The 14,357-nt window shown below is 48.3% G+C and carries 6 protein-coding genes; 5 read left to right on the plus strand and 1 reads right to left on the minus strand.

The features are described from left to right. The first annotated feature begins 634 nt into the window (after positions 1-634). The 5 genes from adiC (at position 635) to U0008_RS18485 (ending at position 7,773) form a co-directional block, all read left to right on the plus strand. Complete coding sequence (gene adiC / locus U0008_RS18465) at positions 635-1,963, plus strand: arginine/agmatine antiporter (protein WP_025801093.1); 1,329 nt, start codon at positions 635-637, stop codon at positions 1,961-1,963. A gap of 93 nt (positions 1,964-2,056) precedes the next feature. Then, positions 2,057-4,363 (plus strand): Orn/Lys/Arg family decarboxylase, encoded by a 2,307-nt coding sequence (locus tag U0008_RS18470; protein ID WP_043489241.1) that lies wholly within the window; start codon positions 2,057-2,059, stop codon positions 4,361-4,363. A 105-nt stretch (positions 4,364-4,468) separates the two neighbouring features. Then, complete coding sequence (locus U0008_RS18475; protein ID WP_072008130.1) at positions 4,469-4,762, plus strand: YtcA family lipoprotein; 294 nt, start codon at positions 4,469-4,471, stop codon at positions 4,760-4,762. A 12-nt stretch (positions 4,763-4,774) separates the two neighbouring features. Next, positions 4,775-5,794, plus strand: coding sequence for a multidrug transporter subunit MdtN (gene mdtN, locus U0008_RS18480; RefSeq protein WP_043489239.1), 1,020 nt, complete (start codon positions 4,775-4,777; stop codon positions 5,792-5,794). Positions 5,795-5,805: 11 nt separating this feature from the next. Then, positions 5,806-7,773 (plus strand): FUSC family protein, encoded by a 1,968-nt coding sequence (locus tag U0008_RS18485; RefSeq protein ID WP_051874035.1) that lies wholly within the window; start codon positions 5,806-5,808, stop codon positions 7,771-7,773. Positions 7,774-7,864: 91 nt separating this feature from the next. Here the strand turns inward: U0008_RS18485 and U0008_RS18490 are convergent, their stop codons facing one another. Further along, positions 7,865-14,245, minus strand: a complete 6,381-nt coding sequence (locus U0008_RS18490) for an Ig-like domain-containing protein (protein WP_319841402.1) — start codon at positions 14,243-14,245, stop codon at positions 7,865-7,867. Positions 14,246-14,357 lie beyond the last annotated feature (112 nt).

Here is a 14,357-nt window from a genome sequence, read left to right on the forward strand (position 1 = left end):
GTACTGTATTGATAAATATAGAGGAAAACCTCAACAGCGATTTCAGCAATGGCGAAGGCCATAACGTTTTTCGTGATGAGAGCCCTATCACTTTTATTGATGTAGACAACCTTGAACACGCCTTATCGGCTCCAGCTTTGCGAGGGAGGGTTCATTGATTGCAAACAAGAAGCACGCTACAACGTCATCTTATAAACAAAAGAATAGTAATATGTTCTCGATAGCGCGAATGTAGAATTGAGTTGATTATATGCTAATAAAATAAACAGTAGCTAAATGAAACCATTAGTTTATATATTCCACATGCTTAATTTTATTTGTTACCCACTGCTTGGGGCTACATTATTCCCTCATATATCTTATACATACGCCACCTGATACCTACAAGCGTAGGACGCCACCTACCCATAAAAAACGCTGAGTCTTATATATTTGCATTACTGCAACAGTTATAGTTTTCTACATAAACTTCATTCACACACTTTTAATCCACCTCTAATCAGAACGACATCTGTTTATATTAGTGAGAGTTTAATATAGGCCCCACCGTAACTAAAAATATTAACACTCACTTAAATAACGTTGCTCAACCTAATATTTAATTAAACAAATAGGAACCGTTAAGGTTATATATATGGCAATTGAATCAGATTCACATAAGGTAGGTCTCATACCTGTAACTTTAATGGTTTCAGGTAATATTATGGGGTCAGGTGTTTTTCTCCTTCCTGCAAACCTAGCATCCACGGGCGGCGTTGCTATTTATGGTTGGCTGGTCACCATCATTGGGGCTTTAGCGCTATCCATGGTGTACGCAAAAATGTCCTCGCTGGATGCCAGCCCTGGCGGATCTTATGCCTATGCTCGTCGCGCTTTCGGCCCATTCATTGGATATCAAACTAACCTGCTGTATTGGCTAGCCTGTTGGGTCGGTAACATTGCCATGGTTGTTATCGGCGTTGGCTATCTCAGCTACTTCTTCCCTGCGCTAAAAGACCCCATGATCATGACGCTGACCTGCGTTTTAGTTCTCTGGTTCTTTGTTATTTTGAACATTATCGGCGCAAAAATGATAACGCGCGTGCAGGCTGTAGCAACGGTGCTAGCACTGGTTCCTATTCTGTCAGTGGCTATTTTTGGCTGGTTCTGGTTCAGCGGCGATACCTATATGGCCGCATGGAACGTCAGTGGGAAAGGTACGCTGGGCGCCATTCAAAGCACCTTGAACGTTACGCTATGGTCATTTATCGGCGTAGAGAGCGCGTCCGTTGCTGCTGCCGTGGTAAAAAACCCGAAGAAAAACGTCCCAATTGCCACCATTGGTGGTGTACTGATTGCCGCCGTTTGCTACGTACTCTCGACCACCGCCATTATGGGTATGATCCCGAATGCAGCGCTGCGTGTTTCAACCTCTCCGTTCGGTGATGCCGCGCGTATGGCATTGGGTGAAACCGCGGGCGCTATCGTGACATTCTGTGCCGCAGCCGGTTGCCTTGGTTCATTAGGTGGCTGGACATTACTTGCCAGCCAAACCGCTAAAGCAGCCGCTGACGATGGTCTATTCCCACCAATCTTCGCTAAAGTGAATAAAAAAGGTGTTCCGGTACAAGGTCTTATTGTGATCGGCATTCTGATGACAATATTCCAAGTCGCTTCGATATCGCCTAATGCAGCTGCGCAATTTGGTATTGTCTCTTCAGTTTCCGTTATTTTTACCTTAGTACCTTATCTTTACACCTGTGCAGCGCTCCTGCTTGTGGGACACGGTCACTTAGGAAATCAAAAAGGGTTATTTGCGTTTATCACATCGGTTGCCTTTGCTTATTGCATATGGGCTGTTATTGGCTCCGGCGCACAAGAAGTCATGTGGTCGTTTGTTGCGTTAATGGTCGTAACCGCACTCTACTCTTTAAATTACAACCGAACACACAAAAATCCATTCCCGCTGGATGTTCAAGCTTAATAACAACACTAAGTGGCCTAGTTATCACTAGGCCACAAAAAGTTATTTAATAGTTTATTTAATAGTTTATTTAATTAATAGATAGGACTAAACATGATTGAATTAAATCATCTCAAAAAACGTAAAGTACTAGTGGTAAATAGTGACATTACAAATAAAAACACTGCTAATGGGCAGTCCATCTGTAATTTAATCGAGGCTCTAGAAGAAAGAAACCTCTCGGTTATCGTTGCAACAACCTATAACGATGGAATAGCGAGCATTACCTCTGACGCCTCTATTTGCTGTGTATTCGTAGATTGGACCTCTGAAGAGGATAATGCTGATTCACACAGCCAAGCATTAAAATTGTTGCAAGAAATTCGCCGTCGAAATAAAACAGTGCCGGTATTATTGATGGCAGAGCATGCCTGCCTCGAGACGCTAACGCTCGAAACGATGGAGTTAGCGAATGAATTTATCTGGATGCAAGAAGACACCGCAGAATTCATCGCTTCGCGCAGCATCGCGTTAATCAAAAAATATTTCGACCAGCTATTACCACCTTTCACAAAAGCCTTATTCAACTACACCAACGGCTCGCCTGAATATTCATGGGCAGCACCCGGTCATCAGGGCGGTGTTGCGTTTACCAAATCGGCGGTTGGTCGTGAGTTCCTTGATTTCTTCGGCGAAAATCTTTTCCGTACCGATACCGGAATTGAACGTGATTCGCTCGGTTCGCTGCTCGATCACAGCGGCCCAATCAAAGACTCCGAAGCCTATGCTGCCAGAGTATTTGGTGCCCACCAAAGCTATTCCGTTCTGAATGGCACATCAGGTTCTAACCGTGCCGTCATGTCAGCCGTCGTTGGGGAGGGCCAATTTGCGCTCTGTGACCGTAACTGTCATAAATCTATCGAGCAAGGGCTGGTGATGACCGGCGGGATCCCGGTGTTCTTCATTCCAACACGTAACCGTTTTGGCATCATTGGGCCGATCCCTAAGTCACAGTTCCAACCAGAATCTATCCAGCAGAAAATCGATGCGCATCCACTGAAACAGCTTGCCGTTGACCCTAAACCGGTTTATTCCGTGGTCACCAACTGTACTTACGACGGTATGTGCTACAACGCAAAACAGGCTCAAGATCTTCTGGCTGAGAGCGTCGATACTATTCATTTTGATGAAGCTTGGTATGCCTATGCACGTTTTAATCCACTCTATCGCGATCGTTTCGCGATGCGTGGAAATCCTGCAGAGCATGACGCAGCCGGTCCAACGGTATTTGCCACGCAGTCTACCCATAAGCTTTTAGCGGCGCTTTCTCAGGCTTCCTACATTCACATTCGTAATGGCAAAAAACCCATTGAACACTCGCGTTTCAATGAGTCTTACATGCTGCAATCCACCACCTCACCGCTGTATGCCATTATCGCGGCCAATGAAATTGGTGCAGCCATGATGGATGACCAACAAGGTGAAGCGCTGACTCAGGAAGTGATTGATGAGGCAGTAGATTTCCGTCTTGCACTCGCAAAAGTTCACGCCGCCTTTGCCGCTAAAGGGGAATGGTTCTTCTCTCCGTGGAATGCGCCAGACGTGATTGATGCTGAAACGGGCAAAAAAGTGCCGTTCATGAGTGCGTCTAAAGAACAGCTAACCACCGATCCTGAGTGCTGGGTGCTTCGTCCGGGCGAAAACTGGCATGGTTTTGAACAGCTGGAAGACGATTGGTGCATGCTCGACCCAATCAAAGCCGGCATTTTAGTACCAGGCATGGGCGACGACGGCGAGATGCAGGAAACCGGTATTCCTGCCGCTGTTGTAACCGCATTCCTGTATCAGCACGGCATCGTTCCGTCGCGCACTACAGATTTCATGGTGTTATGCCTGTTCTCCGTGGGGATCACCAAAGGCAAATGGGGAACATTAATTAACGTTCTGATCGAATTCAAAAAACACTACGACAGCAATACGCCGCTGTCAGTCTGTCTGCCTGACCTTGCCGCCTCTCATGCTGAGAACTATGCCGGTATGGGCATGAAAGATCTGTGTGATGAGATGTTTGCCTACATGAAAACCAGCCAGATGGATAAGCTTCAGGCAGCCGCCTTCAGCCATATTCCAACGCCGGTTAAACTTCCTCGCGCCGCATTCCAAGATCATATGGCCGGACGCTGCGAATTACTGTCGCTTGATAAACTTGCAGGGCGTATTTCCGCCGTTGGGGTGATCCCTTACCCGCCGGGTATTCCGATTGTGATGCCAGGCGAAAGCTTCGGCACCACTGAGCAACCATGGCTGCAATATATTTATAGCATTGCGAAATGGGGCAAAAAATTCCCAGGTTTCGAAAAAGAGCTTGAAGGCGCTGAGCTGAAAGATGGCCAATATTATATATGGGCACTAAAAAACTAAGTCGCTCTGTAAAATAACCTATAAAAGAGATTCTTAATGAATCTCTTTTATTTCATTTCTATTAACCCCTCGTGATTTTATGAAAAATTCTATGCAGAAACTTATATGCAGAAATTAGCGACTAAATACATCAAGTTCCATTCAGAAAAAGCGATCGGTTTAGTTGTTATTATTCTGTCCCTAACGGGTTGTTCCTGTGCACCATCAATAGTTCTGTTTGGCGCATCTTTTCCTGACTGGCTGATATGTTCAGGCATTGGCGTTATTGCTATGACACTCATGCACACAATGTTAAGGAAAGGCGAACACCAGTGCTGGCTTGAGCCTGCCGTGATTGTCTATCCCTGTGTTACCGCTCTCAGCGCAATGTTGACTTGGTTGTTGTTTTTTACCCATTAAGAGAAATACAGAATGTCCCTTAAGAATAAGTTTTATATTTGCTTGCTCGTATTTTTAACGTTAATTGCGCTATGCATTGTGATGTTAAAGATCGATGAAGCCCCACAGACTGACGATGCATATATCTATGCCGATACCATTAATGTGGTTCCTGTAATTGAAGGGCATATAGTGACGATCCCCGTCAAAGATAATCAGCTGGTTTCCAAAGGCGATCTGCTGTTTAAAATCGACCCAAGACCCTATGAGCATGCCATTGAATCTGGTACCGCTCAGCTTGCTACCTTAGATGAACAAATAAAGCTCGCACAGCGAACCATTGATGCCCAGCAATACAATGCTCAGGCCGTTTCAGCGAAAGAAGCCAGCGCCAAAGAGAACTACCTGCAGGCACTCAGCACTTATCAACGTATATTGGCGCTTCAAGGCAAGGGATATGTTTCCGCGGAAGAGTTTGATCAAGCTAGAACGGCAAAAAATAGCGCCGAGGCTATGTATAAAGCCTCTCGCAGCGAAGTAGAACAGGCCAAATCAGCGGTAAGCAGCGTAGATGCACTCATTGCACAGCGTAAGGTTGTTTGTGTGGACATCGCAAAAGCCCAGTTAAACCTTGAATACAGTGAGATTCGTGCGCCTTTCGATGGTCGAGTAACATCTCTAAATACCACGATTGGGCAATATGCCTCGCCGCAGCAGCCGGTAATGACGCTCATTGATACCCAAGCATGGTATGTGGTGGCTAATTTTCGTGAAACCGACCTAAAAAATGTCTGTAATGGCGTTCCCGCGCGCATATACGTCATGGGCGATACCGGTAAATCCTTTAGCGGCAGCGTTGATTCCATAGGCTACGGCGTATCTCCTCAAGATGGCGGCGTGAGCAACGGCCTCCCGTCAGTAGCACGCACCATCAACTGGGTGCATGTATCCCAACGCTTTCCTGTCAAAATTCGCGTCGATAACCCAGAACCTGCGCTATTTCGCGTTGGTGCCTCGGCGATTGCCATCGTCTATCGAGATACCGCACCCTAGAGGAAATCAGAATGAAATCATTTGACCTCTTCGTCTCTCGATTTTATCAGGGGCTTGGGTTTTATCCGGGCCGAGCAAACCAGATCCTGCGAACCACCGTGGCCTGTATCATTGTGGTTATTCTCAGCCAAACGTTACAGATCCCCGATCTAGCGCTATCACTTATCGTGGTCTTTTTTGTCACCCAAACCAATATTGTAGTAACCAAGCTCACCGGCCTGTTTTTTATTATCTCTATCGCGCTGGCCGTAGCAACGTCGCTGTTAATTTTAAAAATAACCTGGGACGTGCCTTTTTTACGCATTTTACTGGCATCATTGGTGGCCTTTATTAGTCTATTTATGATGCGAGCCTCAAAGTATGGCGTGATATTCTACTTAGTCGCTCTGATCGTTATTTTTTCACAAAGTTTTGTTGATGTGAGTTCAGATTCAGAAGAGATCATCAGAAATATCTTGTGGGTATGGGTGGCGATGAGCTATGCCATTGCAGTTACTCTCATTATTAATGCTTTATTTCTTCCCTCAGAGCCTGAGAAATTACTCAATAAAACGCTTATATCGCAACTTAACCATATAGCGGACCTCTTAACTCCTGACAATGAACTCAAGAGAAAAGAAAATACCCTCGCCTCGATTGGTCAAGATTTACAATCGCTGTATAAACTACTGCAATATACCAAATCCCGCGATCGATTAAGTTCCAGCGATCATACGGCGCAATTAGCGATGGTAACAATGGTTTCTGAAATGCGCTCTCTTTCGTGCCATTTGCCAGTGGAGATAATTAACCAAAAATCCCGTGATACAGCCTTAAGGATTAAGTCTGTTTGTGAAGTTATGATAGCCAGTTTAAAAAATCACTCAGCACCTCTTACGCCAGATGCTATTAATACGAATATAGGAGATACAACCCTACGTGAAATGGCAAAGGTGATAAATAATTACGATCAAAATAAAAATGTCTCTTACGACAATAGCCCGAGCCAAAAGAAAAATTTCTCATTCTTCGTTCCTGATGCATTCTCAAATAAAATCTATGTTACCTATGCATTAAAAACATTACTTAGCGCGTTGATTTGCTATATTTTTTATACCGCCACAGACTGGTTTGGTATTCACACCATCATGCTAACCTGCCTCGTTGTTGCCCAGCCAGGTTTAGGCAAAACACAGCGAAAAATCACGCTACGTTTATTAGGTGCTATTGCTGGAAGTATTGCGGCACTGATTGCCATTGTTTTTATTCTGCCAAATTTAACCACGCTATTTGGGCTGCTATTACTTTCAGCGCCTATTTTTATACTTTGTTCATGGGTTGCCACTGGCCCAGAGAATATTAGCTATGCTGGCATCCAAATGCTGCTGACCTTCTCACTCGCCGTTCTCAATGGTTTTACGCCGGTCAGCGATCTCACCGAAGTACGCGACAGAATTGTCGGCGTCATTTTAGGCATTATTATCGCTGGGCTGATTCAAACCTTAATCAAGCCCGAAAGAAATGGGGAAGTATTGCAGCTTAAGCTCGCTGGCCTAATGGACTTAATGAAAACCAGCCTATCCATGAAAAATGCTACCGAAGATAAACGAGGTGCATTAATGCTAAGCTTTAAAGAGTGTGAGGATTTAGCCACCGAGATTGCCCTTGAGCCCACTTGGATGAAAGCAGAAGGTTCCCATGATGGGACTTGTCAGAAGTTACAGGAGGTTATGCAACAGGCAAAAAGCATGCTGATCAATACTGATGCGGTGGTGCTTTGGTGTCAGCAAAACGCGCCCGTTAACCCCGAAATTGGATGTTTTATCCAGCAAAATGTAGAAAATATCGGCGTTATAGTTAAGCGGCTAAAAACGGGGGAGAAAAACGATAATCTTACCGAACCTGATTTACCAGAGGATTTATCTAAAAATACATCGGCTATGCTGACGTTGCTCAGTGATTCGATTGAGGATTTTTGTAATGGTATCAAAAAATTATAATATTGAATTTTGAAGTCCGATCTAATTAGCGTTTTTATATAAAAAGCACAAGAGCGGTAGGGTTACTACCGCTCTTGTGGCTAATTATTATTTATTGCTTAACCCAACTGCTGCCATTAAATAGGAAGCTAGTTGGCGTATTACTATTTTTATTCATAACAAGAGTGTTTCCACTGTAGCTTATCGTAGTGTCTTGGATGGCCGCAGAAACTATTTTTACCGCAGATCCTGTTGCTGCTGTAGAAGGAAGTGTGACACTGTTAGACCAGGAACCATCTCTGAAATTATACAGAATAGATTCATACTTATTTAACGATGCAGTCACCATAGCACTTGTAATCGGATTGCCGTTTGAAACGGATTGTGCAACAAAATATCTGTTTATCACAATGTTCAACGAACTCACGTTAAATGCAGCATTGTTTACACGAGCAGTGACAGTTGTTTTTCCAGAGCCACTCAACGTGCTGCTTCCGGAACGAACCGTTGTCAGATCTGCACTATAAACCCCCGTACTTGTTTCTTTCACTGTCCCTACAGTCGATCCATTTAAGCTTGAAACGAAAGCAACAGTTTGCCCGCCGACATTACGCCCAAATGAATCTTGTAACGTCAAGGTGAGTTTAGACGCGGTTGTGCCATCAGCCTGAATCGTCATTGGTGTTGCACTTAATGATGATTTTGCAACCACCGGTGCTCCGACAACGAATGTAACGCTTACGTTCTGGCTTTTTCCATTAGCTGTTGCCGTTACGGTGCTTGACCCCACTTGTGTACTTGTTAGCGTCGTAGCAGCAGCCCCGGAACCGTCTGTCATCACTTTGCTGTTAATCACTTTAGCCGAATTGTTAGCGCTAAAAGTGACCTCAACACCTGGTACTACGTTGCCATTAGCATCAGTGACTATCGCCTTAACTTGGTTGGTTTCAACGCCATCAGCAACGGCACCGTTGCTCGTCACCGTGAATGCACCGCTAGCGAACCCCGCCGTGCTGCTGTCGGGAATAAAGGTGATATCGGCAGTACTGCTCTTACCGTTAACCAACGCCGTCACTTCATAGCTGCCAGCTTTGGTGCTGGTCATCGTACTGGTCGCAATACCAGACTCGTTGGTGGTGGCTTTCGCCGTCCCTACTTTCACATCCTTAGATGTACTAAAGTTTACCGCAACATTCGGCACCGGGTTCCCGTTCGCGTCGGTCACGATAACCTGCACCGCATTGGTGGCAGACCCGTTGGCCGCTGCGTTATTGGTGGTTACCGTAAAGGCACCGCTGGCAATTCCCGCCGTGCTGCTATCCGGAATAAAGGTGATATCAGCCGTGCTATCTTTACCATTCACCAACGCCGTCACTTCATAGCCGCCCGCTTTGGTGCTGGTCATCGTGCTGGTCGCAATACCGGACTCGTTAGTGGTCGTTGTGGCGGTGAGCACTTTCACACCTTCCGAAGCGCTAAACTTCACCGCGACATTCGGCACCGGGTTTCCGTTCGCATCGGTCACGATAACCTGCACCGCATTGGTGGCAGAGCCGTTGGCCGCGGCATCGTTGGTGGTCACCGTAAACGCACCGCTGGCAATTTCCGCCGTGCTGCTGTCAGGCACAAAGGTCACATCCGCTTTACTGCTCTTACCGTTGACCTGCGCAGTCACTTCATAGCTGCCAGACTTAGTGCTGCTCATGGTGCTGGTCGCAATACCCGACTCGTTAGTAATGGTGGTTGCAGTGAGCACTTTCACGTCACCCGGGGCACTAAAGTTCACCGCGGCATTTGGCACCGGGTTTCCGTTCGCATCGGTTACGATAACCTGTACCGCATTGGTGGCAGACCCGTTGGCAACGGCATCGTTGCTCGTCACCGTGAATGCACCGCTGGCGATCCCCGCCGTGCTGCTGTCGGGAATAAAGGTGATATCGGCAGTACTGCTCTTACCGTTAACCAACGCCGTCACTTCATAGCTGCCCGCTTTGGTGCTGGTCATCGTGCTGGTCGCAATACCGGACTCGTTGGTGGTGGTTTCCACCATCCCTATCTTCACGTCTTCCGACGCACCGAACTTCACCGCAACATTCGGCACCGGGTTCCCGTTCGCGTCGGTCACGATAACCTGCACCGCATTGGTGGCAGACCCGTTGGCCGCTGCGTCATTGGTGGTTACCGTAAAGGCACCGCTGGCAATTTCCGCCGTGCTGCTATCCGGAATAAAGGTGATATCAGCCGTGCTATCTTTACCATTCACCAACGCCGTCACTTCATAGCCGCCCGCTTTGGTGCTGGTCATCGTGCTGGTCGCAATACCGGACTCGTTAGTAGTCGTTGTGGCGGTGAGCACTTTCACACCTTCCGAAGCGCTAAACTTCACCGCGACATTCGGCACCGGGTTTCCGTTCGCATCGGTCACGATAACCTGCACCGCATTGGTGGCAGAGCCGTTGGCCGCGGCGTCATTGGTGGTCACCGTAAACGCACCGCTGGCAATTTCCGCCGTGCTGCTGTCAGGCACAAAGGTCACATCCGCTTTACTGCTCTTACCGTTGACCTGCGCAGTCACTTCATAGCTGCCAGACTTAGTGCTGCTCATGGTGCTGGTCGCAATACCCGACTCGTTAGTAGTGGTGGTTGCAGTGAGCACTTTCACGTCACCCGGGGCACTAAAGTTCACCGCGGCATTTGGCACCGGGTTTCCGTTCGCGTCGGTCACGATAACCTGCACCGCATTGGTGGCAGAGCCGTTGGCAACGGCATCGTTGCTCGTCACCGTGAACGCACCGCTGGCGATCCCCGCCGTGCTGCTGTCGGGAATAAAGGTGATATCGGCAGTACTGCTCTTACCGTTAACCAACGCCGTCACTTCATAGCTGCCAGCTTTGGTGCTGGTCATCGTGCTGGTCGCAATACCGGACTCGTTGGTGGTGGTTTCCACCATCCCTATCTTCACGTCTTCCGACGCACCGAACTTCACAGCAACATTCGGCACCGGGTTCCCGTTGGCGTCAGTCACGATAACCTGCACCGCATTGGTGGCAGATCCGTTGGCCGCGGCGTCATTGGTGGTTACCGTAAAGGCACCGCTGGCAATTCCCGCCGTGCTGCTATCCGGAATAAAGGTGATATCAGCCGTGCTATCTTTACCATTCACCAACGCCGTCACTTCATAGCCGCCCGCTTTGGTGCTGCTCATCGTGCTGGTCGCAATACCGGACTCGTTAGTGGTCGTTGTGGCGGTGAGCACTTTCACACCTTCCGAAGCGCTAAACTTCACCGCGACATTCGGCACCGGGTTTCCGTTCGCATCGGTCACGATAACCTGCACCGCATTGGTGGCAGAGCCGTTGGCCGCGGCATCGTTGGTGGTCACCGTAAACGCACCGCTGGCAATTTCCGCCGTGCTGCTGTCAGGCACAAAGGTCACATCCGCTTTACTGCTCTTACCGTTGACCTGCGCCGTCACCTCATAGCTGCCAGACTTAGTGCTGCTCATGGTGCTGGTCGCAATACCCGACTCGTTAGTAATGGTGGTTGCAGTGAGCACTTTCACGTCACCCGGGGCACTAAAGTTCACCGCGGCATTTGGCACCGGGTTTCCGTTCGCGTCGGTCACGATAACCTGCACCGCATTGGTGGCAGAGCCGTTGGCAACGGCATCGTTGCTCGTCACCGTGAACGCACCGCTGGCGATCCCCGCCGTGCTGCTGTCGGGAATAAAGGTGATATCGGCAGTACTGCTCTTACCGTTAACCAACGCCGTCACTTCATAGCTGCCAGCTTTGGTGCTGGTCATCGTGCTGGTCGCAATACCGGACTCGTTGGTGGTGGTTTCCACCATCCCTATCTTCACGTCTTCCGACGCACCGAACTTCACAGCAACATTCGGCACCGGGTTCCCGTTGGCGTCAGTCACGATAACCTGCACCGCATTGGTGGCAGATCCGTTGGCCGCGGCGTCATTGGTGGTTACCGTAAAGGCACCGCTGGCAATTTCCGCCGTGCTGCTATCAGGCGTAAACGTAATATCAGCAGTACTGCTAGCACCATTCACCAGTGCGGTAATCGTGTAACTACCGGCCTTAGTGCTGGTCATGGTGCTGGTCGCAATACCGGCCTCATTGGTTGTTGCTTCCAACGTACCGATCTTCACATCCCCCGGAGCACTGAACTTCACCGCAACATTTGGTACCGGATTCCCGTGAGCGTCGGTCACAGCAACCTGCACCGCATTGGTAGCAGACCCGTTGGCCGCGGCGTCGTTGGTGGTCACCGTAAAGGCACCGCTAGCAACACTTGCCGTACTACTGTCGGGCACAAAATTCACCTCAGTGGTTTGACTCATGTTGTTGATGGTGGCAGTGACCGTAGAGCTCCCAGACTTGGTACTACTTAACGTCGTTGTGGCAATGCCATTCCCATTTGTAGTCACTTGGACAGATGTGACAATGGCACCATTAGTAGCACTGAAGGTGACAATTTCATCAGAAACAGGCTTACCAAAAGCATTGGTCACAATCGCCTGTACTTCGTTAGTGGCAACGCCATTAGCTACAGCATCATTGTTAATAGTGGTCAGAGCACCTTTGGCAATCGTAGCCATTTTCCCGATAATTGCTGTAGCTGGGGCAATTTTTACGTTTTGAATCATTGGCGTTAGTGCAAATACGCCAATTTGCGTGCCCGCAGTCAGCGTGGCCAGATAGGTACCGGGGTGCGCTGAGTCAGCTCTAAATGAGCTCACCTTAACATCCGGTAGTGAACGTGAGGATTGGGTGATATTCATGGTAATTTCATCCGCAACCCCCACAACAGGCTGACCTTTATTGTCCTGCAAAACAAGCGTTAGCGGTGCCGTAGATTGACCATCATTAGGCAACACAATTTCGGCTGGTGTTAATAAACTATTGATGGCACTGACAGCCGCCGACGTCACGATGATCGTGGTGCTTGCCTGCGGCGATGCATTTCCCGCTTTATCGTAGGCAGTCCCGTTCACCGTGTACTGGTTCACCGAACCAGCGCCATATTGAAACTCAGGGAGGATGACGCTGTACTGGTTTTGACCTGCGTGAACGATCTGCCCACCATGGTTCATCAATTCAGGGGCAGACCAATCAATGCGTTCAACACCGTTAGTGCTATTCACAGAAACACCCAGCGATTTACTTTCACCGCTGTAGCCGCTGATTTGCGAGGCTAACCTGAGGCTGATGGTGTCTTTTTTGCGATATTCCAACACGATGTTGTTATTACGATCGACGAAGTCATAGCGATTAGCGGCCAGACTACGACTCACGGCCAGCATGCTGCTATCCAACTGCTGACTGAGCGGCGCGCCAAGGACGTAGTTCAGATCGATGCCAAAGCGGGTATCGTTTTGATTGCTTTTGCCCATGCGGTGATCGACGTTGAACTTCATCAGCGGGAAAGGTGAATAGTTGATCCCGGCGGTCACTGCAACCGGATTTTTTTGCTGATTATCTTTACCAAACAGTCCGACGCGGTCGCCGTAATACTGCTCATACACCAGCTTGCCGCCGATGCCCGGATAGGCAGGTAAATAGCCTTCTGTACGAATATCCCAACCGTTGGCCGGGCGTTCTTCGTAGTTATCGAAGTCCGGTGAATTTTTCCAATTGGTCAAGCGCATATAGGCGTTAGCGGCTACTTTGAGGAAATCGCGCTGATATTCGGCACCGAGGCCTAAACGGGAATGGCTACGCGACCAGTCGTGGTCGAAGAAGGTATTCGCCCCCAACATGTAGGTACCTTCAAAATAACGATACCCCAGCCCTAAGTTAGACTGGTTTCGGCTGTCAGTATGATGCACCGAACCCTGAGTAAACACCTGATGGGCATTGTTTTCCCACAGCGGATACAACACATCCAGCTCAGAATTTTTTAATGAGAAATCACGGTCGGCATCCAATTTTACCCGCGCTTTTCCCTTACCGTTCAGCCAACTGGCAACTTCTTGATTCGCTTTGCTGTTCGCTGCCCCCAACGCTTGGCCGCGCGCTAAATCTTTCGCGCTGTCAGAGCTGGGGTTATTTTGCAGGAAATTACCGGCCTGCTGGGCACGCTGAGCCAGTTCAGCGCTACCATCACTGCCAGCGTCGGTGACACTGCTTTTGGACTGAACAGGAACGTCGATCTCATCCCCAGCGCTCACTGATTCAAAACCGTGGGCAAAGGTTCGATATTGATTCAGCGTTTTAAGCTGCGCCACGGTGAGATGATGCTTCTCAGCGACCTGCGCAAGCGTATCGCTAGGCTGTAAAACATAAGGAATGGTTTTCGCTGCGGTGGCCGCAGCAAAAAACTTTTTTTCTCCGGTCTCGGCTCGAGCAACCATCATCGGGGTAAATGACAGGGCGAGTGGAAATACGACCTGCATTCCAATATTGAGATGCGCAATAGCGCGGATACAACCTTGAGTCATTTTTATATGACCGGATGTTGGAGGTTTTTTGTTATTCATATTTAGCTCTAATAAATAAATGAAAACATTCGATGTTTTGATTACGTGGTTTTTGCTGCGATGGCATATAGCCATTGAAAATCAACACTCATTTTTCTGAATGCCTGCAAAT

The organism is Hafnia alvei (assembly GCF_034424155.1).
Lineage (GTDB): Bacteria > Pseudomonadota > Gammaproteobacteria > Enterobacterales > Enterobacteriaceae > Hafnia > Hafnia alvei.